This is a genomic window from Ruegeria sp. CH11 (assembly GCF_056537105.1).
Map to the genome: position 1 here is coordinate 39,429 of NZ_JBQFQX010000015.1, position 22,770 is coordinate 62,198.

The 22,770-nt window shown below is 59.5% G+C and carries 21 protein-coding genes; 11 read left to right on the forward strand and 10 right to left on the reverse strand.

The window, feature by feature from the left end:
- Positions 1 to 39: 39 nt before the first annotated feature.
- Both panC and panB read right to left on the reverse strand, forming a co-directional pair.
- Complete coding sequence (gene panC, locus ACR0LX_RS18420) at positions 40 to 891, reverse strand: pantoate--beta-alanine ligase (protein ID WP_480784972.1); 852 nt, start codon at positions 889 to 891, stop codon at positions 40 to 42.
- Complete coding sequence (panB, locus tag ACR0LX_RS18425; protein WP_480784973.1) at positions 888 to 1,727, reverse strand: 3-methyl-2-oxobutanoate hydroxymethyltransferase; 840 nt, start codon at positions 1,725 to 1,727, stop codon at positions 888 to 890. Before panB ends, panC begins: the two co-directional genes overlap by 4 nt.
- 171 nt (positions 1,728 to 1,898) lie before the next feature.
- Here panB and ACR0LX_RS18430 point away from each other — a divergent pair, with 171 nt between their 5' ends.
- From ACR0LX_RS18430 to ACR0LX_RS18455, 6 genes are read left to right on the forward strand one after another with little or no spacing between them, the layout of a single operon-like run.
- Positions 1,899 to 3,386, forward strand: coding sequence for an ABC transporter substrate-binding protein (locus ACR0LX_RS18430; protein ID WP_480784974.1), 1,488 nt, complete (start codon positions 1,899 to 1,901; stop codon positions 3,384 to 3,386).
- Between the two features lie 33 nt (positions 3,387 to 3,419).
- Positions 3,420 to 4,439, forward strand: coding sequence for a hypothetical protein (locus tag ACR0LX_RS18435; RefSeq protein ID WP_480784975.1), 1,020 nt, complete (start codon positions 3,420 to 3,422; stop codon positions 4,437 to 4,439).
- 40 nt (positions 4,440 to 4,479) lie between these two features.
- On the forward strand, positions 4,480 to 5,427 hold the full coding sequence (locus ACR0LX_RS18440; protein ID WP_480784976.1) for an ABC transporter permease: 948 nt from the start codon (positions 4,480 to 4,482) through the stop codon (positions 5,425 to 5,427).
- On the forward strand, positions 5,424 to 6,239 hold the full coding sequence (locus ACR0LX_RS18445) for an ABC transporter permease (protein WP_480784977.1): 816 nt from the start codon (positions 5,424 to 5,426) through the stop codon (positions 6,237 to 6,239). Before ACR0LX_RS18440 ends, ACR0LX_RS18445 begins: the two co-directional genes overlap by 4 nt.
- A complete protein-coding gene (locus ACR0LX_RS18450) occupies positions 6,236 to 7,855 on the forward strand; it encodes an ABC transporter ATP-binding protein (protein ID WP_480785019.1) in 1,620 nt (539 codons plus the stop codon). Before ACR0LX_RS18445 ends, ACR0LX_RS18450 begins: the two co-directional genes overlap by 4 nt.
- 13 nt (positions 7,856 to 7,868) lie before the next feature.
- Positions 7,869 to 9,320, forward strand: coding sequence for an aldehyde dehydrogenase family protein (locus tag ACR0LX_RS18455; RefSeq protein ID WP_480784978.1), 1,452 nt, complete (start codon positions 7,869 to 7,871; stop codon positions 9,318 to 9,320).
- A gap of 3 nt (positions 9,321 to 9,323) precedes the next feature.
- Here ACR0LX_RS18455 and pncB read toward each other — a convergent pair whose 3' ends face one another.
- Positions 9,324 to 10,616 (reverse strand): nicotinate phosphoribosyltransferase, encoded by a 1,293-nt coding sequence (gene pncB / locus ACR0LX_RS18460; protein WP_480784979.1) that lies wholly within the window; start codon positions 10,614 to 10,616, stop codon positions 9,324 to 9,326.
- A 164-nt stretch (positions 10,617 to 10,780) separates the two neighbouring features.
- Here pncB and ACR0LX_RS18465 point away from each other — a divergent pair, with 164 nt between their 5' ends.
- The gene (locus tag ACR0LX_RS18465; protein ID WP_480784980.1) at positions 10,781 to 11,317 is read left to right on the forward strand and encodes a hypothetical protein; all 537 of its coding nucleotides are present in this window, start codon (positions 10,781 to 10,783) and stop codon (positions 11,315 to 11,317) included.
- A 3-nt stretch (positions 11,318 to 11,320) separates the two neighbouring features.
- Here the strand turns inward: ACR0LX_RS18465 and pncA are convergent, their stop codons facing one another.
- Positions 11,321 to 11,914, reverse strand: coding sequence for a bifunctional nicotinamidase/pyrazinamidase (gene pncA / locus ACR0LX_RS18470; protein ID WP_480784981.1), 594 nt, complete (start codon positions 11,912 to 11,914; stop codon positions 11,321 to 11,323).
- A gap of 96 nt (positions 11,915 to 12,010) precedes the next feature.
- On the opposite strand from pncA, the gene trhO reads away from it, so the two are divergent.
- Positions 12,011 to 12,916 carry an oxygen-dependent tRNA uridine(34) hydroxylase TrhO gene (trhO, locus tag ACR0LX_RS18475; protein WP_480784982.1) on the forward strand — a complete coding sequence of 302 codons (906 nt, stop codon included), beginning with the start codon at positions 12,011 to 12,013 and terminating at the stop codon, positions 12,914 to 12,916.
- Between the two features lie 75 nt (positions 12,917 to 12,991).
- Complete coding sequence (locus ACR0LX_RS18480) at positions 12,992 to 13,492, forward strand: ion channel (protein ID WP_480578122.1); 501 nt, start codon at positions 12,992 to 12,994, stop codon at positions 13,490 to 13,492.
- 6 nt (positions 13,493 to 13,498) lie between these two features.
- Here the strand turns inward: ACR0LX_RS18480 and ACR0LX_RS18485 are convergent, their stop codons facing one another.
- Entirely contained in the window at positions 13,499 to 13,828 is a 330-nt protein-coding gene (locus ACR0LX_RS18485; protein WP_480578119.1) for a hypothetical protein, read from the reverse strand.
- A gap of 379 nt (positions 13,829 to 14,207) precedes the next feature.
- Here ACR0LX_RS18485 and ACR0LX_RS18490 point away from each other — a divergent pair, with 379 nt between their 5' ends.
- Positions 14,208 to 16,652, forward strand: a complete 2,445-nt coding sequence (locus ACR0LX_RS18490; RefSeq protein WP_480784983.1) for a GcvT family protein — start codon at positions 14,208 to 14,210, stop codon at positions 16,650 to 16,652.
- A complete protein-coding gene (locus ACR0LX_RS18495) occupies positions 16,649 to 18,007 on the forward strand; it encodes an MmgE/PrpD family protein (RefSeq protein WP_480784984.1) in 1,359 nt (452 codons plus the stop codon). Before ACR0LX_RS18490 ends, ACR0LX_RS18495 begins: the two co-directional genes overlap by 4 nt.
- A gap of 76 nt (positions 18,008 to 18,083) precedes the next feature.
- Here ACR0LX_RS18495 and ACR0LX_RS18500 read toward each other — a convergent pair whose 3' ends face one another.
- The 5 genes from ACR0LX_RS18500 to ACR0LX_RS18520 are packed head-to-tail and all read right to left on the reverse strand — an operon-like array spanning position 18,084 to position 22,711.
- Positions 18,084 to 20,237, reverse strand: coding sequence for a hypothetical protein (locus tag ACR0LX_RS18500; protein ID WP_480784985.1), 2,154 nt, complete (start codon positions 20,235 to 20,237; stop codon positions 18,084 to 18,086).
- Positions 20,234 to 21,103 carry a flagellar motor stator protein MotA gene (motA, locus tag ACR0LX_RS18505; protein WP_480784986.1) on the reverse strand — a complete coding sequence of 290 codons (870 nt, stop codon included), beginning with the start codon at positions 21,101 to 21,103 and terminating at the stop codon, positions 20,234 to 20,236. The genes ACR0LX_RS18500 and motA overlap by 4 nt, the downstream gene beginning before the upstream one ends.
- 40 nt (positions 21,104 to 21,143) lie before the next feature.
- Positions 21,144 to 21,725, reverse strand: coding sequence for a MotE family protein (locus ACR0LX_RS18510; RefSeq protein WP_480784987.1), 582 nt, complete (start codon positions 21,723 to 21,725; stop codon positions 21,144 to 21,146).
- Positions 21,722 to 22,204, reverse strand: coding sequence for a hypothetical protein (locus tag ACR0LX_RS18515; protein ID WP_480784988.1), 483 nt, complete (start codon positions 22,202 to 22,204; stop codon positions 21,722 to 21,724). The genes ACR0LX_RS18510 and ACR0LX_RS18515 overlap by 4 nt, the downstream gene beginning before the upstream one ends.
- 9 nt (positions 22,205 to 22,213) lie before the next feature.
- Entirely contained in the window at positions 22,214 to 22,711 is a 498-nt protein-coding gene (locus tag ACR0LX_RS18520) for a flagellar basal body-associated FliL family protein (RefSeq protein WP_480784989.1), read from the reverse strand.
- Positions 22,712 to 22,770: the final 59 nt, after the last annotated feature.

The window sequence follows — 22,770 nt, forward strand, 5'->3', positions numbered from 1 at the left end:
AGTTTAGCGCAAACAGTCGCGGGCGTTCCAGTGCAGAAATCAGGCCGACGGCACCGGGATGTTGTCGATCAGGCGAATCCCGTCCACAAATGCTGCCGCAAACAGGCGCGCCGGTCGCGTGGCATGGGTCAGAGGGTCGAGTGTCGCGGCACAGCGCAATTCGATATAGCCGACCTCGCTGAAGCCCGCATCCAAAAGCGCAGCCTGCGCTTCGGTCGCCAAGGGTGCGATCTCACCGCCCGCGGCCAGCTTTTCCGCAACATCCCGCATGGTCCGGTTCAAGTTTGCGGCAACCTCAAGCGCCTCGGGCGAAAGCCGCAGGTTGCGCGACGACATGGCCAGACCCGAGGCTTCGCGCACCGTTTCGCAGCCGATCACCTCAATCGGGATATCAAGGTCGCGCGCCATGCGGCGAACGACCATAAGCTGCTGATAGTCTTTCTGTCCGAAATAGGCCCGATCTGCCTGCGTTTGCAGGAACAGTTTTGTCACCACCGTTGCGACCCCGTCGAAATGGCCCGGGCGACCGAGGCCCTCCATCATATCGGTCAAACCGGTGACCGAAACGCCGGTGGCAAACCCATCTGGATAAATCTCCTGCGGCTCGGGGACGTAAATCACATCGACATCGAAGGGGACGAGCTTCTCGGCATCCTCAACCTCGGTTCGCGGGTATTTGGCAAGATCCTCGGGGTTGTTGAATTGTTTGGGGTTCACGAAGATCGTCACGATCACGCGGTCGCAATCAGCCTTCGCTGCCTCGACCAAAGACAGGTGACCCTGATGCAAGGCCCCCATTGTTGGCACGACGCCGATGATTTCACCTTTGCTGCGCCAATCCGAGGTCAACGCGCGCAGGTCGGCCAAATGCCGCAATATCCTTGGTGTCATGATTTGGCCCCTTTGGCCGGTGCCTGATCGGCAAACACGTGTTCGTCTGCGGGAAAGGCGCGCGCGCGAACCTCGGCTGCGTATTCGGCGATCGCAGCCTCGGCCTGCGGCCCAAGCTCGGCATAGCGTTTGACGAATTTCGGTTTGAAGGCCGTGAAAAAGCCCACCATGTCGTCGACAACCAGAATCTGCCCGTCACATCCGGCGGAAGCGCCAATACCGATGGTCGGTATCGGAATATCGGCGGTGATCCGGTCGGCCAGCTTTTGCGGAACCTTCTCTAACACGACGGAAAACGCGCCAGCATCGGCCACGGCACGGGCATCGGCCAGCACCGCCTCGGCCTGTTCGTCGCGGCCCTGCACCTTATAGCCGCCCAGCGTATTGATCGACTGTGGCGTCAGCCCGATATGCGCCATCACCGGAATGCCGCGCGTGACTAAAAAGCGGATGGTTTCGGCCATTTCGACGCCACCCTCCAGCTTGACGGCACCGGCCCCGGTTTCCGCCATCAGACGGGCGGCGTTGCGAAACGCCTCGGGTGGTTCGTGCTCGTAACTGGCAAAGGGCATATCGATGACCATCATCGCGCTGGACAGCCCGCGTGCAACGGCCTGCCCGTGCAGGATCATCATCTCCATCGTCACGCCCAGCGTCGATTCCAGCCCGTGCAACACCATGCCCACGCTGTCGCCGACGAGAACAAAGTCGCAATGCGCATCCATCAGTCGCGCCATCGGTGTCGTATAGGCGGTCAGGCTGACCAGAGGTTCGCCCCCTTTGCGTGCGCGGATATCCTCGGCGTTCGGGGCTGTCTTGCGGGCGGTGGCGCTCATGGCACGCTCCTCCGGGAATTATGCTACGGTGCGGCATAACAGATTGCGGCAGGACATAGAAACCCCGGTTGCGCGAACATTTCCTTGATTGACCTGAGGTTTAAAGGGACATTGTCAGCTGTACGACCGTTGAACCACGCGTGGAACGTTTTCCAATGGGGAGAGATTTCAATGACACAGCAACTGTTTCGGCCCTTCGTAACTGCGGCGGCCCTTGGGGTCAGCCTGGTTGCGTCTCAGGCACTGGCGAAATCTGACATTACCATCGGCGTTCAGCTTGAACCGCCGCATCTCGACCCGACCAGCGCCGCTGCGCAGATCATCGATTCGGTGACCTACAACAATATCTTCGAAGGTCTGACCCGCTTTGAGGGCGATGGATCAATTGTACCAGCCCTCGCGGAAAGTTGGGAGATTTCCGGCGACGGTACAGTTTATACCTTCAAGCTGCACGACGGCGTTACCTTTCACGACGGCACGACGATGGATGCCGAAGACGTCAAGTTCAGCCTGGACCGCGCTACGGCCGATGACAGCGCAAACGCGCAGAAGGCCCTGTTTGCAGGGATCGAAAGCGTCGAGGTTGTCGATCCGCTGACGGTGAAGATTACCCTGAAAGAGCCCAACGGGAACTTTCTGTTCAATCTGGCCTGGGGCGATGCGGTCATCGTTGCGCCCGAAAGCATCGAGACCATCAAGACCAACCCGGTGGGAACAGGCGCATTCACCTTTGGCAACTGGGTGCAGGGCGACAGCATCACCCTGAATCGCAACCCCAATTATTGGGGCGATCAGCCCGCGTTAGAGACCGCAACGTTCAAATTCATCTCGGATCCCACAGCGGCGTTTGCCGCGATGATGGCCGAGGACCTGGACGCATTCGACAACTACCCGGCACCCGAGAATCTGCCTCAGTTCGATGCAGATCCCCGATTTCAGATTCTGGTTGGCTCGACCGAAGGCGAAACGATCCTGTCGACCAATAACAAGCAGGCTCCGTTCGACGACATTCTGGTCCGGCAGGCGCTGGCTCATGCAATCGACCGGCAGGCCATCATTGATGGGGCAATGTTCGGTTATGGAACCCCGATCGGCAGCCATTTTGCACCTCACAATCCGGCCTATGTCGATCTAACCGGCGTCGCCGCCTATGATCCCGAAAAAGCCAAGGCCTTGCTCGCCGAAGCGGGCTATCCCGACGGGTTCGAAACGACGCTGCATCTGCCGCCGCCATCCTATGCAAGGCGCGGTGGCGAGATCGTCGCCGCTCAGTTGGCCGAGATCGGGATCAAGGCCGAGATTATCAACGTCGAATGGGCACAGTGGCTGGAATCGGTCTTCAAGGGCAAGGATTTTGGCTTGACGATCGTCAGCCATACCGAGCCGATGGATATCGGCATCTACGCGCGCCCCGACTATTACTTTCAGTATGACAGCACGGACTTTCAGGCTTTGATGGATACTCTGAACGAGACCACGGATCCCGAAGAACGCACCAGATTGCTGGGTGAGGCGCAGCGGCTGATCGCGAACGACTATGTCAATGGCTATCTGTTTCAGTGGGCCAAGCTGGGCGTGGCGAAGGCCGGTGTTGAGGGCCTGTGGGAAAACGCGCCGACGGCTGCAATCGATTTGACTGCGATCCGCTGGAGCGAATAGGCACGGCGCATCGACGCAACAAAGTGGGGACGGATGCTAAAAAGGCTAATCGGGGCTTTGGCCATGGCAATCGGATGTGTCTGTGCCCCGGCGGTTCAGGCCAATTCGCGCTTGCAGTCTGCCGTCGACCTTTGGTTGCAGGGCGATGACGCAGAAAGCCTGCAGTTGCTGGCTGATCTTGCGAACGAAGGTGATTCCGATGCGCGTCTGTTGCTGGCCCGCATCGAAACATCCGATCTCGGGCCCTCGCCGTTCCGGCAATCGCTGGACCGGGCAGACGCGCATGATCTGTTCCGATACAAGGATCTCAGCACATTCGGGCGGTCATGGCTATTTGTCGAAGCACAGGCCGGGAACCCGTTGGCTCAGGCTCTGATGCAGGCCAAGGGGGCAGAGCCAGACCTTGGACTGATTGACCGGTTGAACCAGTTGGGTGAGCATCAGGCGACGGATCGCCCCACTCGGATTGTCGCACTTTATGGCAGTCAGGAACTGCGCGACGAACTTTCGGCAGACGAGTCGGTGATGCAGGAACTGCTGCCTTACCTGACCTATTTATCTGGACCTTCTGAGCATCGTGGCGACGGCATGGCGGTGCTGCGCCACATCCAAACTGCGCCGGTCGATGCGACGCAGTCCGACGCGCTGGGCATGGCTGGCACGCTGGCGTTGGGGTTGGGTTTTGGGGACATATCGCCCGAGAACGCTTGGCGTGGCGCGGTCGAAGACTGGCTGATGTCAGCGCCTTCCGCGAAACCTATTGCTGATCTGTGTACCACGCAGTGCTCATCACAGGCCCGGGCCTGTGCTTTTGCTTTTCTGGCCGCGTCAGGAGGGTACTTTGAGGCCATCCGCTATGACAGCCCGCTTGAGTCGGTGATACCGCAGGATCAATTTCTGAACAGCCCTCGTGCCCGATTGATGGTCCTGCGTCGCGCGACCCTGGCGCGGGATGAGGCGAACCAGAACTGGCTGGCGGACACAGCAGGGTTCGCAGAGATCTCAAGCTGTGCGGACAATTTGATTCAGGCCGAGCGGCGCAAATACCGTTAGGTGCTGGACCGGGCGTAACTGCGCCCCTAACGTGTTGACGATGCTGCGCTACATTCTCAAACGCCTGATGTCGCTGATCCTCAGTCTTGCTGTGGCATCGGTTGTCATTTTTGCGGTGATCGAGATCACGCCGGGCGACACGGCTTCGTTCATGCTGGGCGTGAACGCGCAGCCTGACACGCTGGCAGCGCTGCGGGCGGAACTTGGTCTCGATGTTCCAAAGGTTCAGCGATACGCCAACTGGGTCGGAGGGATGCTGCGCGGGGATTTCGGGACTTCTTATACCTATCGTACGCCAGTGTCGCAGATGATCGCAGACCGGTTGTGGGTCTCGCTGCCGCTGGCGCTCTATGCGTTGATCCTGTCGACGCTGATCGCCTTTCCCGCCGGGATCTATGCCGCCGCGCGTCGCGGAAAACCGGGTGATCTGGCGGTGATGGGGGCAACGCAACTGGGCATCGCGGTGCCAAATTTCTGGTTTGCCATGATGCTGGTGCTGATCTTCGCCATCAACCTGCGTTGGTTCAATGCGGGCGGGTTTGCGGGCTGGGACAGCGGGCTTTGGGCCGGGCTCAAGTCGTTGACCCTGCCAGCGATTGCGCTGGCGCTGCCGCAAGCCGCGATTCTGGCGCGAGTCATGCGGTCTTCGTTGCTGGACATTCTGGGCGAGGATTTCATGCGCACCGCCCGCGCCAAAGGGCTCAGCCCGCGTCAGGCGCTGTGGCGGCACGGGGTTCGCAATGCGCTGATCCCGGTACTAACGATCATTGGGCTGCAATTTTCCTTCCTACTGGCAGGGTCGATCATTATCGAACAGGTGTTTTACCTTCCGGGTCTTGGGCGGCTGGTGTTTCAGGCCATTTCCGCGCGCGATCTGATCGTGGTCGAGTCGGTGGTGATGCTGTTGGTCTTTGCTGTCATCACGGTCAACTTTCTGGTCGATCTGGCCTATGCGGCAGTTGACCCAAGGCTGAGGGATCGGACATGACGCGCAATCTGTTCCTCGGTGCTGTGTTGTCGTCCCTTGTGCTGCTGGCGGCGCTGATCTCGTTCGTCTGGACACCCTATGACCACGCCGCTCTCAGCATTCCCGACAAGTTGCAAACGCCCAACGCGCTGAATTGGTTCGGCACCGACCATTTCGGGCGCGATATGTTTTCGATGACTATGGTTGGCGCGCGGACATCCATCGCCGTCGCGCTTGTTGCCGTCGGGATCGGCATGGCGCTGGGCGTGCCACTGGGTCTGACCGCCGCAGCGCGCAAAGGGTCGTGGCTGGACGAAGTGATCATGCGCGGCAACGATCTGGTCTTTGCCTTCCCCTCGCTGGTGATCGCCATACTGATCACCGCCGTATTCGGAGCTGGTGCGGTCAACGCCATCATCGCCATCGGCATCTTCAACATCCCGGTCTTCGCTCGTATCACGCGGGGCGCCGCCCTGTCCCTGTGGGAGCGTGAGTTCATCCTCGCTGCCCGTGTCGCGGGCAAGGGGGCTGCGCGCATCTCAGCGGAACACATCCTGCCCAATGTCGCCAATCTGCTGATTGTGCAGGGCACCATCCAGTTCTCGCTGGGTATTCTGGCCGAAGCGGGGCTGAGCTATGTGGGTCTGGGGGCGCAACCGCCGACACCCAGTTGGGGGCGAATGCTGGCGGATGCACAGACTATGGTCAGTTTTGCCCCGCATTTGGCTCTGATCCCGGGCCTGGCGATCATCGTGACGGTGCTGGGCCTGAACTTGCTGGGCGACGGATTGCGTGATTGGCTGGACCCTCGGATCAGGGTGGCTCGCGCATGAGCTTGCTGGACATCGATACCCTCTCGGTGGCGATCCATGGCCAGCCAATACTGGATCGGGTCAGCCTGTCCATTGCGCGCGGCCAGATCGTAGCAGTCACAGGCGAGAGCGGGTCGGGTAAATCGATGACTGCGCTGGCCGCCATGCAGTTATTGCCCAATGGGTCAGAGTGCAGCGGATCGATCCGGTTGGACGGGCAAGAGCTTTTGGAGCGGACGGAACCGCAGATGTGTGCCCTTCGGGGTGCGGCGCTGGGCATGGTATTTCAGGAACCGATGACCGCCCTGAACCCGGTGCAAACGATTGGCGATCAGGTGGCCGAAACCATCCTGATCCACAAGGCGATGGCGCCCGCCCAAGCCCGCCATCAGGCGCAAGAGGTTCTGACCCGTGTTGGCCTGGCGCCGGACCGGTTTCCTCTGACGCGCTATCCGCACGAGTTGTCCGGTGGTCAGCGTCAGCGCGTGGTGATTGCGATGGCAATCGCATTGCGGCCCAAATTGTTGATCGCCGACGAGCCGACGACAGCATTGGACGTCACGACGCAGGCGCAAATACTCATGCTACTGCGGGGCCTAGTCACTGAATACGGAATGGGTCTTTTGATGATCACCCATGACTTGGCGGTCGTCGCAGAGATGGCGGATGAAATCGTCGTGATGCGGCGCGGCCGGGTGGTCGAAGCCGGGCAAACCCAACACCTGCTGCGCCACATGCAGCACCCCTATACCCGGATGCTGTTTGAGGCATCCGGGCATCAAGTCTTGCTTCCGAAACCACCGCCGCCTCGGGCGTTGCTCGAGGTCCGGGATGTCGTTCGAGACTATCGGTTGCCGCGCACCGGTTTGTTTGAGCGCCCGGACCATCACCGGGCGGTCGATCAGGTCAGTTTCGAGGTAAACCGGGGCGAACGAATGGGTCTTGTTGGCGAGTCCGGCTGTGGGAAATCGACCCTAACAAGGGCCATATTGGGGTTGGAGAGCATCCAAGGCGGTCAGATTCTGCTCGACGGTCAACCGATCCTGTCAGGCCATCGGCCCGACTTGGCTGTGCGACGCAAGATGCAGGTCGTGTTCCAAGACCCGTTCGGCAGTTTCAATCCGCGCCACCGGGTCGACCGACTGATCACTGAGCCCTTTCATCTACTGGACACACCTCCGACGCGGACTGAGCGGCACGATCGCATAGCCGAAATGCTGACCGCCGTGGGTTTGAGCCCGGATGACGCGGGCAAATACATCCATGAATTCTCGGGCGGACAGCGCCAGCGCATCGCCATTGCCCGCGCCCTGATCATCCGGCCCGAGCTCGTCATCTTTGACGAGGCGGTCTCGGCTCTCGATGTTTCGGTCCGAGCGCAGATCCTTGATCTTCTGGCAGAGCTGTGTGCCGCGTTTGGTTTGACCTATCTTTTCATCAGCCACGATCTGAGCGTGGTACGTACGATTACGGATCGGGTCATGGTGATGAAGGCTGGAAAAATCGTTGAACGCGGTGAGACCGAACAGGTGTTCAACAATCCGCAACATCCTTATACGCGCGATCTGATCGCAGCAGCGCCGCAATGGCCGGTACTCAGGCCAGATACCGCGAAATCCCTCATATTAGAGCCTTAGTTCGGAGGAAATCATGTCTCAATCTCTTTGGTTCGATCCAAGCCTGATGCTGACGGCAGGCAGATGGCATTCGGCTGCGTCCGGGCAGACGTTGACGCTCATCAACCCGTCAGATGGGTCTGAGCTGTGTCAGATCGCGCGAGGCGATGCGCCGGATATTGATGCGGCCGTGCGTGCGGCTGCAAACGCGCGAGACGGAGATTGGGGCCAAGTTCCGGCATTTGAACGTGGTCGTATCCTGACCCGCCTTGGCCAACTGGTTCTGGATCGTGTCGACGATCTTGCGCAGCTTGAGGCGCTGGACGTGGGCAAACCACTGACGCAGGCGCGCGCCGATGCGGTGGCGCTGGCGCGCTATTGCGAATTCTACGGCGGGGCCGCGGACAAGGTGATGGGCCAGACCATCCCCTATCTGGACGGGTACACGGTTTACACTCTGCGCGAGCCGCATGGGGTGACCGGCCATATCGTTCCGTGGAACTACCCGATGCAGATCATTGGGCGCTCGGTCGGGGCAGCATTGGCCATGGGCAACGCTTGCGTTCTGAAACCGGCGGAAGAGGCCTGCCTGACGGCGCTGGCCTTTGCGAATTTGGCAATCGAGGCGGGTTTGCCCGCAGGCGCGTTGAACGTGGTGCCGGGTCTTGGCGCCGAGGCCGGGGCGGCGTTGTCCGCGCATCCCGGTGTCGATCACATATCCTTCACTGGATCCGTGGCCACCGGTGCGCTGGTACAGCAAGCGGCGGGCCGCAACGTGGTTCCCGTCACGTTGGAGTTGGGCGGAAAATCCCCGCAACTTGTGTTTGACGATGCCGATCTGGATGCGGCGCTGCCCTTTCTGGTCAACGCGGGTATTCAGAATGCGGGCCAGACCTGCTCTGCCTCGTCGCGCATTCTTGTGCAGCACGGGGTCTATGAGCAGGTCAAAGCGCGCATGGCGGATGCCTACACACAATTGACCGTTGGTCCGGCCTTGCAGGACCTGCGGGTTGGCCCGCTTATATCCGAAAGGCAGAAACAGATTGTCAGCGGGTTTCTTGCACAGGGTCAGGACCTGACCATTGCGGCGCAGGGGCAGATCAAATCAGACGCGCCGCCTAACGGGGCCTATGTGCGACCGACTTTGTTCTGTGATGTGCCATCGGATCATGCATTGGCGCGGGATGAGATCTTTGGTCCGGTGCAGGTTCTGATCCCGTTTGAAACCGAAGAACAGGCTCTAACCATAGCCAATAGCACCGAATATGGGCTGGTCGCGAGTATCTGGACCAGCGACGGCGCGCGCCAGATGCGCCTGGCCAAGCAGCTGCGTTCCGGGCAGGTTTTCATCAACAACTATGGTGCTGGTGGCGGTGTCGAGCTGCCATTTGGAGGGGTCGGAAAATCCGGGCATGGCCGGGAAAAAGGGTTCGAGGCCCTTTACGGCTTTTCACAACTCAAAACAGTTGCGGCTTATCACGGCTGACCGTCAGACAATCACTTCAATCGGCTTCTGTGCACCGACGCCGAAGACACGTTTGTAGCGATCGATCTGATCGGCTGGGCCCATGGCCTTTTCCGGGTTGTCGGACAGTTTGACCGTTGGGCGACCATTGGCCGAGACAGCCTTGCAGACCAACGAGAACGGGGCCAGCGCATCATGGGGCACCAGGTTGCGGAAATCATTGGTCAGCAACGTGCCCCAGCCGAATGACACATTGGTCCGCGCGGCGAATTGCGTATGAAGCTCGCCGATCTTGTCCACGTCCAACCCGTCCGAGAAGATGACGCGTTTCTGTTTCGGGTCCTCGCCGCGCGCTTTCCACCAATCGATTGCTATTTCGGCCGCGGCGGCGGGATCGCCACTGTCGATGCGAATGCCGGTCCACCCTGCCAGCCAGTTTGGCGCGTGATCCAGAAAACCTTTGGTGCCGTAGGTGTCGGGCAGAATGATCCTGAGATTTCCGTCATGTTCTTCGTGCCAGTCACTGAGCACGTCGTAGGGGGCCTGAGCCAATTCTTCATCCGTGGTGGCCAGTGCGGAATAGACCATGGGCAATTCGTGGGCGTTGGTGCCGATTGCCTCAACCTCGCGCCGCATCGCGATCAGGCAGTTTGACGTGCCGGTGAAGGACTCGCCCAACCCTTCGATCATTGCCTGTACGCACCAGTCCTGCCACAGAAACGAATGTCGCCGCCGCGTACCGAAATCCGCGATGCCCAGCCCGTCGATGTGGCGCAGTCTTTCAATCTTTTCCCAAACCCGGGTCATCGCGCGCGCGTACAGCACCTGCAATTCGAACCGGCGCATGTCATTCAGCACCGCGCGCGACCGAAGCTCCATCAGCACCGCCAGGGCGGGAATTTCCCACAACATGACTTCGTGCCATTTGCCTTCGAATGTCAGCTCGTACTGGTCGCCCTTGCGTTCCAGATGGTAGGGCGGCAGACGCAGATTCTCGAACCACTCCATGAAATCCGACCGGAACATCTGGCGTTTTCCGTAGAATGTATTGCCGCGCAACCATGTGCTTTCGCCCCGGCTGAGGCTGAGGGACCGGATGTGATCCAACTGCTCGCGCAGCTCGCCTTCGTCGATCAAACGGGCCAATGGCACGTGATTCGACCGGTTGATCAGGGAAAAGGTGACGTCTGTTTGGGGCTTATTTCGAAACACTGACTGGCACATCAGCAGTTTGTAGAAATCCGTGTCGATCAAAGACCTTACAATTGGGTCGATCTTCCATTTGTGATTGTAGACGCGCGTTGCAATGTCGACCATGGGACGCTCCTGCCATTTCCGCTGTTAGATCAATCGGCGCGCTGAATGGCAAGAGTCGCCGATCTGATGACAATGACAAGGTCACGTCACAATGCCGGCAAAATGTGTGTACTCCTCGCGCGTTAGTGAGGGGGTGGGGATGGTTAGAAGGTTGAAATTGGTGAATGGGTCTGGAGTACGACTTTGATATAGTGGCGGTCGCGCAGGACGCGGTTGATCCTGAGCATGCCATGACAGCGGTGACCGGAGCGCCTGCGGTGCGGGCGCAGTTCCGGGACATCAAGACAGCAGATGCGCTGCGGGGAGCGTCGCCAAAGATACGGCGGATTTTCACCGAGTCCGGCTTTAGTCTGGAAACGGGGGAAAGCGGATTGGCGCATGGGTTTTACGCCTCGGATGACGAGGCGGATCGCCATCGCATTCTGGGGCGGCTGTTCTCGAACATCCGGAACATGGGTGTTCAGGGCGAGTATTGCGGCGAATTTGATTTCTGGCAGTTCTTGGATCAAGTCAGGACGGCGCAACCGGGTGGGGCGGTGAACAAGGTGCGCGCGCGCCAGAGGCTGGTGCGACGTCCGACGGCGGATCCCAACCGCCCGAACCGTCAAACGGTGCCCGGGCGGATCGGATTCGCGCTGGGGCTCGCGGTCATTCTGTTTGTCACGCTGAAATTTCTGGCCGAGCAGGGTGCGACGCCCTGAACGTCAATCCAGCTTGACGCCCGCCGCTGTCATCGCTTGTTCGGCTGCTGCCAGTGACCCGTCCATGTCGATTGCGCGGCAGGCAGCGGTCCTGACAGTGACGTCGAACCCAAGCCCGGTGGCATCGACGGCCGAGTAATGGACGCAAAAATCCGTGGCGAGGCCGACCAGCGTAAGTGCCGTGATCCCGCGCGTGTCCAGATAGCCCTTCAGACCGGTCGGGGTGGTCTTGTCGTTTTCGAAAAACGCCGAATAGCTATCGATGGCGCGCCGAAACCCTTTGCGCAGGATCAGGTCGCCATCGGTGCGCAAATCGCGGTGGAATGCTGCGCCGTTGCTGCCTTGCACGCAATGATCCGGCCACAGAACCTGCGGGCCATAAGGCATCTGGGTTGTCTCGAATGGGGACAGCCCCGGATGCGCGCTGGCAAAGGAAGAATGGCCCGCCGGGTGCCAATCCTGCGTCAGGATCACCGCATCGAATTCGTCCATCATCGCGTTGATGGGGGCGACGATCTCATCTCCACCGGGGACGGCCAGGGCACCACCGGGGCAGAAATCGTTCTGGACATCGATGACAAGCAGCGCATGGGTCATTGGGGCCTCCTTTGGATGTCCTATCGGTATGGGGCGCGGCGAAGGGCGTCAATGCGGTCTCTTGCGTCTTTGTCGCGTGCGCAGTAGATCGCGCGCATGTACACAATCGCTGCCCTGTATCACTTTACCCGGTTCCCGGACCCCGACGCCCTGCGCCCGGCACTGCAAGAGATCTGCCGTGCCAATTCGGTCAAGGGTACGCTGTTGCTGGCGCAGGAAGGCATCAACGGCACGATCGCCGGTCCGCGCGCCGGGATTGATGCGGTGCTTGCCCATATCAGGGCATTGCCCGGTTGCGCCGATATGGAGTGGAAAGAGGCGACCTCGGACCATCCGCCTTTCGGCAAGATGAAGGTGCGCCTGAAAAAAGAAATCGTCACCATGGGGCAGCCCGATGTCGATCCGCGTGCCAGTGTCGGGCACTATGTGGAACCGCAGGACTGGAACGATCTGATCCGGGCGGACGACGTGGTTGTGATCGACACCCGCAACGACTACGAGGTTGAGATTGGCACGTTTGAAGGCGCAGTAGACCCTGAAACTGCCAGTTTCCGCGAATTTCCCGATTGGTGGGAACAGAACAAGGACCGCTTTCACAACAAGCGTGTCGCGATGTTCTGTACCGGCGGTATCCGCTGCGAGAAATCCACTAACTATCTGCTGGGGCAGGGGGTCGAGGATGTCTATCACCTCAAAGGTGGTATCCTGCGCTATCTCGAAGAGATGCCCGCCGAAGACAGCACGTGGCAAGGCGAGTGCTTTGTCTTCGACAATCGCGTGTCGGTCGGGCACGGTCTGGTCGAGGGACCGCATCGACTGTGCCACGGGTGCCGACGCCCGATCTTGCCCGAGGACGTGAAACGCCCGGAATACGAGCATGGTGTTTCGTGCCATCGCTGCATCGACGAAACCTCGGAACAGGACAAAGCCCGCTTTCGTGAACGCCAGAAACAGATTCTTTTGGCCCGCGGCAGGGGTGTTGAACATCTGGGGTCCAACTGATCCTGCGCCCATCAGGGCTTGCAGGCGGGCGCCCGAGCCGGAATGATCCCTCTCAGGCAGGAAATCGGAGTGCCCATGTCGCGCGAACCCAGAACTCTGGATGAATGGAAATCGACCCTCTATGCCGCGTTGGGTCTGGCAATCGCCAGCTTTCTGGCCTGGTACGGGCTGTCACGCCTGAGCGAAGCCACCGCCGGGGACACGATAGGAACCTTCGCTGCCGTCGGCCTGGTGATCTGGATTGTCTCACAGTCGTGGTTTTACATGACGCAGGTAAAGTCCCCCAAGCGTCTTTTGTTCCTGATGGGCGTGTCGTTCATTCAGGTCGTGCCGTTCTTGTTCGCAGCCGTCTATGGAGCGTTCGGATACAACGATATTTGCGTCATCGGAGCAAATGGGCCTGCGGATATCCTGTATTTTTCCTATGTCACCTTCACCACCGTTGGATATGGCGACATGGCCCCTACGGGCCTGTGCCGCGGGCTCGCGGTGGCCGAAGCGGTGACAGGTTACATTCTGCTGGGGATGTTCGTTGCCGCCGCAGTTGCGCTGTATTCACGCAACCACGGTCACTGACCGGCGCTATTTGTTCCGGTCGATCCATTGCGACATCATCTGTTTGTCGCGAAAGCACTCGGACGGAATGGGGCGACGTTTGCTGCGCGAAATTCGCTCGGCAAAGGCGACCTGCTTGCCGGTCGGGTAGTTGGCAAAGGGCGACGGATCCTGCGGTTTATGCGCGGAAATCCAGTCGGACAAGGATTTGCGATCCCGCTGCGCCTCGACCGGGATCTCCATTGCGGATCTCTCGGCGATTGCGCGGGCATATCTCATCTGCCGGTCGGTCACCGGCAGCATGTGGTAATCGTTGCTGGGCGCATCGAACCAGCTTTGACGGGCAGCGTTGGTCATAGCTCGAAAAACCTCCGTTCCACTTGAGAACATATATAGAACATTTTAGGAACTTTTTCAACATTTCTGCTGGCCGAGGTGCTTTGTGCACCTGTCTTTGCCCAGCCTGTCCCGACGCTTGACGACTATTTGCAACGCATTTTCTGCGCTTTCCTGAATAATCAAAGAATCACAGCCTCACATTTCAATACACGTCGATTCACATCCGCGCGGGCAGGCGGCAAAGGCGCGGAATCCCGCGCATGTTTTGGCCAGGGCAATGCTGAAACGGCACTTCACGACCCGTTACCGACATTTCGCGTCGGGAACGGAGTATCAGCGACCCCCGACCTATGGCTGACTTTGATGAGGCACCGAATTTGCGCATTGGAGAGAGACGATGAAAACCCACGCCCAGGCCGTCGTGATCGGAGGCGGGCTTGTCGGCTGCTCGATCCTGTACCATCTGGCCAAACTGGGCTGGACCGATGTGGTGCTGCTGGAGCGCGACGAACTGACCAGCGGATCCACCTGGCATGCGGCGGCAAACATCCACGGGCTGCACGACAACAACAACATCACCCGCATCCAGCACTATACGATGAACCTGTATAAAGAGCTGGAGAAGGAAACCGGGCAAGGCTGCGGCGTGTTTCAATCCGGCTCGCTGTACCTTGCGCAGACCGAAGATCGTGAGCACCAGCTGCGCCTGCAAGAGGCCAAAGCCAGGTTCTACGGGCTGAATTTCTACGAAGTCAGCCGCGACCGGGCCAAAGAACTGCATCCGCTGGCACAGTTTGATGACGTCCGTTGCATCATGTTTGAACCCGATGGTGGCAATGTCGACCCATCAGGCGTAACCCACGCTTACGCCGCTGGCGCCCGCGCCATGGGCGCGACGATTGAACGGTTTTGCCCTGTAATAGGGACCGAACAACAGCCTGATGGCTCGTGGATCGTCCGGACCGAGAAGGGCGAGATTCACACACAATGGGTGGTGAACGCCGGTGGGCTGTGGGGGCGCGAGGTCGCGGCGATGGCCGGAATAGAGCTGCCGCTGCAACCGACCGAGCATCAGTACTTCGTCACCGAGGCAATCGACGAGGTTGCAGCGCTGGGTCGACGCCTGCCCTCGATTGCGGACCGCGACGGCGAGTATTACTTTCGGCAGGAAGGCAACGGCCTGCTGATCGGGGCCTACGAGAAAGACATGCGGTTCTGGGCCGAAAACGGCACGCCGCTGGATTTCGCCCACGACCTGTTCCCCGACGATCTGGACCGGATCATGGAAAACGTCATCCGCGCCACTGAACGCGTGCCGGTCGCTGCCACAGCAGGCGTCAAACGGGTGATCAACGGGCCGATGATCTGGTCTCCGGACAGTAACGCGATCTGGGGGCCGGTGCCGGAACTCAGGAACTATTTCTGTTGCACCGGGATCATACCCGGGTTCTCTCAATCCGGCGGGCTGGGGCTGTTGTCGGCGCAATGGATGATCGAGGGTGAGCCGCAGTATGACATGTTCGCCTGGGATCTCGCACGATTTGGCGACTGGGCAGACAAGGCCTTTACCAAGGCGCGGGTCGAAGACGTCTATACGCATCGCTTTGCCATTCATTTCCCGAACGAAGAACGCAGCGCCGGGCGTCCGGCCCGTGTGCGCCCGGCCTATGAGTTGCAAAAGGACATGGGCGCGGTCTTTGGTCTGAACTGCGGGTGGGAACACCCTTTGTGGTTCGCTGATCAGCCCGGAAAGGTCGAAACCAACGGCTTTACTCGTCAGAACTGGTGGGAGCCGGTTGGGCGCGAAGTTCGGATGCTGCGCGATACCGTTGGCGTCATCGATATCTCGAATTTTGCCAACTACGTCATCAAGGGCCCGGGGGCGCAGGTCTGGTTGGATCGTTTGGTCGCCAATCGGGTTCCGTCTGAAATTGGCCGCTCGTGCCTGACGCCGTTAATCTCGGCGCGCGGTGGTGTTGCCGGTGATTTCACGATCACTAAAACCGCCGCAGATGACTACATGATGATCGGATCGGGCATGGCAGAGCGCTATCATCAGCGGTTCTTCAACATGGTGGACATGCCCGAAGGAACGACGTTCGAAGTCGCAACCAACCGGATCGCCGGGTTCAATGTGGCTGGCCCAAAATCTCGGGACGTGTTGCAACGGTTGACCAATGCGGACCTGTCGAACGATGCGTTCCGTTTTATGCGATCGGCCACGATCGAGGTCGCCGGAGTAGCTTGCCTGGCGATCCGCGTCAGCTTTACCGGCGATCTGGGGTGGGAGTTGCATTGCGCCGAGTCCGACCAGATCAGGCTCTATCAAGCGCTTTTGGACGCTGCGCGCGCATTGGGCGGTGGGCCCGTCGGTGGCCGCGCGCTGGGGTCTTTGCGGATCGAAAAGGGCTATGGATCCTGGGGGCGCGAATACTCGCAGGAATACTGGCCGCAGGAGGTTGCGCTGGAGCGTTTGATCAAACTGGACAAGGATTTCCTGCACAAGGACGCTTACCTGGCGATCAAAGACAACGCACCGCGTGAGGTTCTGTCGATGCTTGCGGTTGAGGCCACCCTCGCCGACGCCTCGGGTGGCGAGCCGATATTCACGCCCGACGGTACGCCCGTTGGGCGCGTGACCTCTGGCGCTTACGGGTATTCCGTCGACCAGTCTTTGGCGATCGGATATGTCGATCCCAAGGTCGCCGGACCGGGCGACGCGGTCGAGGTTTTCATTCTGGGCAAGCCACACAGTGCGGTGATCCTGTCCGAACCACCGTTTGATCCGACCGGGCATCGCCTGCGCGGCACTCGGACGGCTGAGCCAGAGATGGCCAAATGACCAACGCTTTTGACCGCATCGCAGATTTTACCTTCGCGACGTCTGCGGATCAGATACCTGCCAATGCGAAGGACGCTGCAGCATTGATGATGCTGGACACGATGGGTGTTCTGATCGGCGCAGGCCCGATGGAGGCTGGGGTCATCGCTCGGGATACGGCGGCATTGCTTTATGGCAGCACCTCGCCCGATTACAGCGCGCGGATGCTGTTCGACGGCCGCCGTGTCAGCCTGGCGGGTGCGGCCTATGCAGCCGCGACCCAGACCGACAATCTGGACGCGCATGACGGCTACAATCCGACCAAGGGCCATATCGGAGTGGTCGTGATTCCGGCGCTGGCGGCCTTGGCGGAACACTGCCCGGGTCTGAACGGGCCGGACGCACTGACAGCCGTCATCGTGGGGTATGAGGTTGCGGGTCGCGCGGGGCTGTCTCTGCATGCCTCTGTTAGTGACTATCATACCTCCGGCGCGTGGAATGCGTTGGGGGTTGCGGCGATGGCGGCGCGTCTGCGGGGGCAAAGCCCCGAACAATTAAGGCATGCGTTCGGGATTGCGGAATACCATGGGCCGCGCAGCCAGATGATGCGCGAAATTGCCAACCCCACCATGTTGCACGATGGGTCGGGCTGGGGTGCGCTGGTGGGTTTGTCTGCCGCGATCCTGGCCGAGCAGGGCTTTACCGGAGCACCTGCGCTGACAGTGGAAGCCGACCGCGCTGTGCCGCACTGGGACGATCTGGGCACGTTCTGGCAGATGGAGCATCAATATGTGAAGCCCTATCCGATTTGCCGATGGGCGCATGCGGCTATAGACGGCGCGCGCCATTTGATGCTTGAGCATAATCTCACCCACGATCAGATCGCGAACCTGCATATCAACAGTTTTAATGAGGCTGCGTGTCTTTTTGCTGAGATACCGAAGACAACATCGCAAGCTCAGTATTCGCTGCCCTTCGCGGTCTCCGCTTTTGCCGTTCACGGACGGATTGGTGTCGAGCATATCTCGGGCGCGGGCCTGACCGACCCGGTCGTCGCCGATTTTATGTCTCGTATCACAGTCGCCGAAGAACCGCGCCACAATCAACGTTTCCCGCAGGGGCGTTGGGCGGATGTCACGATCGAAACGGTGGATGGGCGAGTGTTGGAGAGTGGAGATATCCATGCTCGTGGTGGCCCCGAAGCACCGCTGAGCCGACAGGAGATCATCGACAAGTTCATGAGTTTCTCAGCGCCGACGATTGGACAAGCCCGTGCGGCAGCTGTGAGAGACGCCATACTGGGTCTAATCGACCCTAACGTGCGCTTTTCCGACTTGCAGTCACTGCTGTACGAAGCGCCGTTGGCAAGCCGATGAACGGCGGTGTCGCGCTCTGCCAGGTGGCGGGAAACCTTGAATCTTGATCGGTTCAATACCCTCCTGTGCAAGGCCCTCACTGTGAATTGCCGCCGCGCGCCTTTTCCAGCATTTCGGCAATCAATTCGCGTGCTTCGGCGCTGTTTTCGAGCAGAGCCTTTGCATCCGCCAAAGGTTTTTCGGCGACGCGCTGAGGCGGCTGTGACAAACTTTGGCTTATCCGCGCCAGTTCACCATATTTCCCGGACCCCTCCGCACTGACCGCTTCCAACTTTCCCGACAACCAAAAGTACCGCCCGGCGCTGTCCGTCTCACCAAGCTCCGCCAATGCAGCCGCAGCTTGAGGATAGTCCTTGGCATCTATCAATGCGCGCGCCTTCAGCCGTTGGGCCGGTTCGGAGGCGTCGTCCTGCAGTTCAAGCAGCGCTTGACGCGGACGACCTTTTAGCAGCGCAGCTTGGGCCCGCAGCCGCGCCCGGGTCTTGCGCTGGATTTGGTCTGTTGGCCGGTTTGCCAGGGCCAAGGCCTGTTCCGCAAAACCCAGCGCGGCCAACCGTTCGGACAGAGATACCGCCGTGCCAGTCTCAAGTTGCTGCCGCGTCTCAGGCGAAAGGGTCAACATGTAGTACAGAAAGGTCAGGTCATCTGCCCGCTCAGTCAGCAATTGCGCGGCCTGATCTTGTGTCCTGCGCCAATCTCTGTCCGGTGCCGACGACGGGATCAGGTCAAAAGCACCTTCAAACTGCCGATCGAGAGCCAGAGCCAGAGCATGCGCACGCGCCATCATTGGCCCATAATCCGACCTGCGCAATTCCACCGCATAAGCTGCCACAAGGTCAATTTCACGTGCCGAAACCGCACCCCGATCGGACCAACGCTTTTCAATCAGCCGTGCCAGTGCCAATGCGGCCTCTTTATTGGCTTCGGCTGTATCCGTCACCTTGGACAAGAGTTGCTCGGTCCGCGCATCATTGCCTTCAGCCTCGGCGATCCGTGCCTGTGCCAATGTCGCAGCAGGGCTGTTTTGTTTCTCCACACGCCCGACCGCGCGCAGGACGCGCCGCGACGCCTCAAGCTTGCCAGCCCTGACCAGTTTTTCGGCGAGTTCTGGCCCGAGATGCCGCCGCAGATGCGCAGGCAAACGGGTGAAGGATTGCTCGATCGTGTTCAGTTCCGCATCTGCATTCAGCGATTGCCCGATCAGCAGCGCCCAAAGACCCGCATCGCCGCCACATCGTTGCTGTCCATCGAAGGGGTTTTCAGCGGATGACGCATCACCGTCCATCGCGTGCGCAATAGCAGAAATGCGTGCCCTTTCCGATGATTGACCGGGCGGCAACTCCAAAACCTGTATGGCCTCGGCACCAAATCCAAAAAAAGTATACAACTTGGCCAACGCAACGGCACGGTCTGTGTCCACGCGATCGAATTCCTGAAACAGACCGTTGCGGAGCGTCGTGAGTTGTTTCTCGAACGGTTCAGCGGTTGACCAGGACGAGAAACCCAGTTCGGCATCCGTGATACAAACCGGTTTATTTTGAATATTGGGATCTGAAAACCCGCCAAAACCCTGAAATTCATCCAGAATTGTCGACACTTGTATGTTTTGCGTTAGCGTTTGGGGAACGCGTAACGGGCCGGGCTGGGTGGACTGTCTTGGCCCGGGTTCAGAGAGCGTCAGATCGACCACATCCCTGTCGATCCCGTGCAAAATGCGGGACATCAGAAGCGTCTCTAGGTCCCGGCTGCTCAGCTCCAACAGGGGCAGAGCCAGCGCGTCGGAGGGCAATTCCACAGGCGGCACCTGTTCGGGTGTTTGCGTCAACGACCAGAGTGGGGCGGTTGTATCCGCTTGCGGCGGACTCGCAATTTCGCCTGCGGCGATGTCGATCACGACCATCGTTTCGTGATGCAGGAACGCCGTCGCGACGCAGTCGCAGCCAAAGCTCAACACCAGCGCATCACCGGCCTTGGCCTGAGAAAGACCATTCAGTCGGTTGGCGGATAAACGGTCAAAGACCCCATCCGTTTCAAAAACCACATCTTTCAGCCCGACGCTCAATGACGCGCCATTAGTGGCCTGTTTCAGAGTCCAACTTGTATCCGCAGGGATCTGAACGACCAATCGGGTATAGTCGCCATGTTCTCCGGACCGGACGCGCAGGTTCTGCGCCACAGCGCCAGAAGCCGTGACGCTAAATGCGCTTGCAAGCAGCAGTCCGCGAATCATGCCGCGACCTTTTTGATTTCCTTCAATGCGTCTTCGAGGTCTGAAAACCCGGGGCGGTTATGGGTCGGCGTGTTCTGGCGCCCAACCTCGATGCACATCGCGGCATTATGGTTATGCAGGTTGGCGACCAGAACCTCTTTGATTAGCTGATAGAAGTGGTTGTCTTCCTCAACCACCGCTTTCAGCTTTCCGGCAAACGGACCAACCAGCCCATAGGCCAGAAACACGCCCAGGAAGGTGCCCACCAATGCGCCGCCGATCAGCTTACCCAGCACCTCGGGCGGCTGGTCGATAGACCCCATCGTCTTGATGACGCCCAGAACCGCAGCCACGATACCCAGCGCAGGCAGCCCATCGGCCACGGTTTGCAACGCGTGGCTCGAATGCATGGCGTGATCGAAGTTTGCTTCCATGCGTTTTTCCAGTACCTCTTCGACCTGGTGGGGGTCGTCATAATTCATTGCGGCAGATCGCAGAGTGTCGCAGATCAGATCCACCGCCTCTTTGTCGGCCTGTATCTTCGGATAGGCGGAAAACAATGTTGAGTTCTCTGGCTCTTCAATATGCTGTTCCAGTTCGACAGGGTTGGCACGGGCGATCCTGATCAGCGAAAACAGCAGGCAAAGAAGATCGCGATAGTCGTCGGGTTTCCATTTGGCTCCCTTGAACACCTTGCCCATGTCCTTGAGCGTGTGTTTGACCGCGCTCATGTCATTGCTGATCAAAAAGGCACCAACAGCCGCCCCGCCGATCATCATCATTTCGAATGGCAGCGATTTCATGATGATGGTCATTTTGCCGCCTGCGGCCAGATAGCCGCCGAACACCATGACAAAAATGACGGCGATTCCTACGATTCCGATCATGGGTGATCTCCGGTGGCTGATGAATTCGGGGTCAAGGCAATCACTCCTGTGGCGCGCGCGCGTTGCGTCCGGCCATCATGACGCTGATGGTATAGGCCGCCTCGGGGCTGAGACCGGCCATTACGCCAGCAGCTGCGTCAGGTGGCATGCGCGAAAGAAAACCGGCGGCAAAGACCGGATCCATCGTTTCGAACAGGGCCGAGGCGTCCTTTGGTTTCATGCTCTGATACACGTCTGTGAGTTGCGTCAGATCATTTTCGGCTGCCTTTTCGGCGATCATCAGGGTCTCTTGCAGGGAGGTTTCCGCCTGTTGCAGCGCGGCCATCCGCGAATCGATCGCGGCCTGCGCAATTTCCAGCGCTCTTTCCATGTCCTGAATAGTGCTCTCGCGCTTATTCAGGTCCTGTTCTCGGCGCAACAATTCCGACAACAGAACGTTCATATCGGGCACGTTAGAGCCTGATTCTGATTGGGTATCTTGCGTGTCGTTGACACTGCGCGCCAGCACAGGTCCGGCCTCGAACCCCAGGCGCAACGTGGCCGAGCAGATCATCAACAATGAAATCACCGTCAATACTCCACCCCGGGGGCGCGCTTGAGGTTTTGACGCCGCACGTCTCATCGCGCGGCACCGTTTTGCGGCCTCGCATGCCGCAGGAACATCACACCCTCGGGGGCCTTGGGTGGATCCTCTGGTGAGGTATCGTCCTCGTCCTCTCCGGCGCCTGCATCGGCGTTCACAGCTTCTTTGGGTGGGGTTTCAGAGGGCACCTCTTGGGCTTGCGTCACCGGCTTTTCCGGTTCGTCGGCATCTTTTGGGATCACGTCGTGCATCGAAGCCATCATCAGCTCCAACCGCTGTGCAACAGCCTCGGCACGCTGGGTCAGGTTCCGCAATTCCTCACCCGACCGGTCTGACGCCGCTTTCGCGGATTCAAGCGAAGTCCTCAACTCATCCGCCTGTGTGGACAAGACCGCAACCGCGCCGCCCACGCCTTTTTCGAGATCGGTAAACCGTTTCAATCGTCGCGCCAGAACGAAACAGTACAGACCCGCCCCCAATGCGCCCGCGACAAGCAGAATATCCGCGATCAGTTCCAACATTGCCTCCTAGTTCAATACGAATTCCGACACCAAGACGTCGCGAACCCGACTCTCGCCAACGACGATGCCGATGCGACGCAGCAGGTGCCCACGGATGCGTATCAACGCCAGCGAATCGTCCAGATCAGACAGTTCGACCGCGCGTAGATAGCTGTTCATGACATCCATGATTCGCGGCTGCAGCTGTTCCACGTCGGCGGCATACTTGGCATTTACTTCAAGCTGTGCGTGAAATTTCAGATGCCGCGAATCGCCTGCCTTGACCGAAACGATCACGGCAGGAAGGTCGATAAAGGCAACCTCGGGCATCGCCTCGACGCCTTTGTTTTCCTTGCCCTCGGGCGCGGTCTGGTGCGCTGCTTTCCCACCTATCGGAAGCAATCCGGCGCTGGTTACAAAGTACCCGCCCGCAGCCCCCGCGATGGCCAGAATCAGCCAAAGAACCAGGCCCTTTTTCCCTGCTTTCTCAGCGGTTTCCACCTCAACTGCCGTTGTATCGGTCATGACGTCCTCATTGATCCGTTCGGCAACTGTCATAACCCCGCAGGGACTAACCGATTGTT

Coding starts and splice junctions, on each gene's coding strand:
- panC (WP_480784972.1), bottom strand. CDS start 891: ATGACACCAAGGATATTGCGGCATTTGGCCGACCTGCGCGCGTTGACC.
- panB (WP_480784973.1), bottom strand. CDS start 1,727: ATGAGCGCCACCGCCCGCAAGACAGCCCCGAACGCCGAGGATATCCGC.
- ACR0LX_RS18430 (WP_480784974.1), top strand. CDS start 1,899: ATGACACAGCAACTGTTTCGGCCCTTCGTAACTGCGGCGGCCCTTGGG.
- ACR0LX_RS18435 (WP_480784975.1), top strand. CDS start 3,420: ATGCTAAAAAGGCTAATCGGGGCTTTGGCCATGGCAATCGGATGTGTC.
- ACR0LX_RS18440 (WP_480784976.1), top strand. CDS start 4,480: ATGCTGCGCTACATTCTCAAACGCCTGATGTCGCTGATCCTCAGTCTT.
- ACR0LX_RS18445 (WP_480784977.1), top strand. CDS start 5,424: ATGACGCGCAATCTGTTCCTCGGTGCTGTGTTGTCGTCCCTTGTGCTG.
- ACR0LX_RS18450 (WP_480785019.1), top strand. CDS start 6,236: ATGAGCTTGCTGGACATCGATACCCTCTCGGTGGCGATCCATGGCCAG.
- ACR0LX_RS18455 (WP_480784978.1), top strand. CDS start 7,869: ATGTCTCAATCTCTTTGGTTCGATCCAAGCCTGATGCTGACGGCAGGC.
- pncB (WP_480784979.1), bottom strand. CDS start 10,616: ATGGTCGACATTGCAACGCGCGTCTACAATCACAAATGGAAGATCGAC.
- ACR0LX_RS18465 (WP_480784980.1), top strand. CDS start 10,781: ATGGGTCTGGAGTACGACTTTGATATAGTGGCGGTCGCGCAGGACGCG.
- pncA (WP_480784981.1), bottom strand. CDS start 11,914: ATGACCCATGCGCTGCTTGTCATCGATGTCCAGAACGATTTCTGCCCC.
- trhO (WP_480784982.1), top strand. CDS start 12,011: ATGTACACAATCGCTGCCCTGTATCACTTTACCCGGTTCCCGGACCCC.
- ACR0LX_RS18480 (WP_480578122.1), top strand. CDS start 12,992: ATGTCGCGCGAACCCAGAACTCTGGATGAATGGAAATCGACCCTCTAT.
- ACR0LX_RS18485 (WP_480578119.1), bottom strand. CDS start 13,828: ATGACCAACGCTGCCCGTCAAAGCTGGTTCGATGCGCCCAGCAACGAT.
- ACR0LX_RS18490 (WP_480784983.1), top strand. CDS start 14,208: ATGAAAACCCACGCCCAGGCCGTCGTGATCGGAGGCGGGCTTGTCGGC.
- ACR0LX_RS18495 (WP_480784984.1), top strand. CDS start 16,649: ATGACCAACGCTTTTGACCGCATCGCAGATTTTACCTTCGCGACGTCT.
- ACR0LX_RS18500 (WP_480784985.1), bottom strand. CDS start 20,237: ATGATTCGCGGACTGCTGCTTGCAAGCGCATTTAGCGTCACGGCTTCT.
- motA (WP_480784986.1), bottom strand. CDS start 21,103: ATGATCGGAATCGTAGGAATCGCCGTCATTTTTGTCATGGTGTTCGGC.
- ACR0LX_RS18510 (WP_480784987.1), bottom strand. CDS start 21,725: ATGAGACGTGCGGCGTCAAAACCTCAAGCGCGCCCCCGGGGTGGAGTA.
- ACR0LX_RS18520 (WP_480784989.1), bottom strand. CDS start 22,711: ATGACCGATACAACGGCAGTTGAGGTGGAAACCGCTGAGAAAGCAGGG.